The organism is Marichromatium sp. AB32 (assembly GCF_003718675.1).
Classification (GTDB): Bacteria; Pseudomonadota; Gammaproteobacteria; order Chromatiales; family Chromatiaceae; genus Marichromatium; species Marichromatium gracile.
Genome location: NZ_RHFJ01000125.1, coordinates 1 through 1,467, shown reverse-complemented (window position 1 = coordinate 1,467; position 1,467 = coordinate 1). Strand labels below are relative to the sequence as shown.

Below are 1,467 nucleotides of genomic sequence, written 5' to 3'. Positions count from 1 at the left end.
ACATCGAACGGTTCAACGGTACACTCCGGCAGCGTATCTCCCGCTTGGTGAGAAAGTCGCTTGCGTTCTCGAAGAACCAGGAAAACCATCTGGGTGCACTCTGGAACTTCATTCATCACTACAACGCTACGATGTGCGTGTGATTCATTGCGGGAAAGCTCAAAAACATCGAGCGATTCAAAATCCTATCAGTCAGGGCACTACCCAAACGGTAAGTGGGTGTCGTTTCCCTCGCAAAAGATATTAGTGTATTGCAATATTAGAGATCCTTGATGCGATAGCCCTGGGTGCTGCGGGCATTCTTGTGCAAGCGGATGTCCATCGACGATCAGGCTCCCGGGCTGTGGACTGTTGCGCAGGCGGTGGCTTCGTGAATCAAAAGCTCAAGCACCTCGCGGGCTCGGAACAAAGGATAGCTTCGACGGGGAATATGATCACACGGGACGCAACAACTACGTTATTTCTCTCGCACGGTTAGCCAAAATGAAACTTCCTGTGGCAGTTTGGGCATAATGCTATAGCATTTGAAACCGTGTCATCACCGTTATCAGCCAGTCTTATCTTATGATGCACCTCAAGGTATGGGGTGTTGTTGCTTCGTTTCATGAAAGGCGCATCTTTGCCGCAATTTTCACATTTCCCGTTAGCTCTCAATAGCACTTCGGCGACAACATCTGGATTGCGTTTAAACGTGGTTACTGTAACCGATATTCTCTCTGGTTTAGGTTGGGAATTACGAAGTCTGTCATCTCTGTTTTCTGGAGAATCTTTTAAGGATCGCTCTACATCTCTTTCAAAATCATCTTTTGCTTTGGAGGGGGTTTTCGCATACCAACACCCGCTATCTCCCGCCAAGATTTTATCCTCAAGAATCCAGTCGAAACTTCTAATTCTAGGTCTTCCGTTATTGATTCTTTCTTGTTTCATAAGGAACGTCTTTAGCGTGTAACCGCTATTTTGGATTAGAGATATATGTTCTAATGATTGTTTTCTCCCTGGGCCTTTCCAGTTTTCATTGAAAATTAATCCGTCTTTATGTATATCCCAAAGGCCAAAAACAATAAACTTTTTTTTGTGGTTAACGAACGACCAGCTCCACTGCCAATTCCTGCAGGTCGCACCTACAGATTCCATGAATTTTCTTCTGCTCATATCAGCTTGCTAATTGTGGATGGTTGTAATTTTGATAGTGCCCTGATTGATTGGTTTCTATTAAATTATGGTCTATTGCTTTAAGGGTGTGAAGTTTCCCTGTTTTTTCGCCTCCCCAAGGGGTGTCAAGTCTCATGCGATAGCCCTGGAACCACCCCCCATCCAATCCACGCCCCACCACCACCAATCCAAACATTCGTCGGATCGACCCCCAACCCCATCACCAACCGCAGCCCCTCGACCGCGAACGCCAACCCGCCCCCGACGATTGCCGCAACCCAGCCACCCCAAGTGTACGCTCCCCATCGATCCGAG

General features: G+C 47.2%; 2 protein-coding genes. One reads left to right on the top strand and one right to left on the bottom strand.

Annotation, left to right across the window (positions count from 1 at the left end; all coding sequences use genetic code 11):
• Positions 1–143, top strand: a 143-nt coding sequence (locus tag EBL85_RS16770) for an IS1 family transposase (protein ID WP_223806193.1), incomplete at its 5' end; no start/stop codon positions are given.
• 331 nt (positions 144–474) lie between these two features.
• Here EBL85_RS16770 and EBL85_RS16765 read toward each other — a convergent pair.
• Positions 475–1,134, bottom strand: a complete 660-nt coding sequence (locus EBL85_RS16765; protein WP_148040587.1) for an HNH endonuclease — start codon at positions 1,132–1,134, stop codon at positions 475–477.
• Positions 1,135–1,467: the final 333 nt, after the last annotated feature.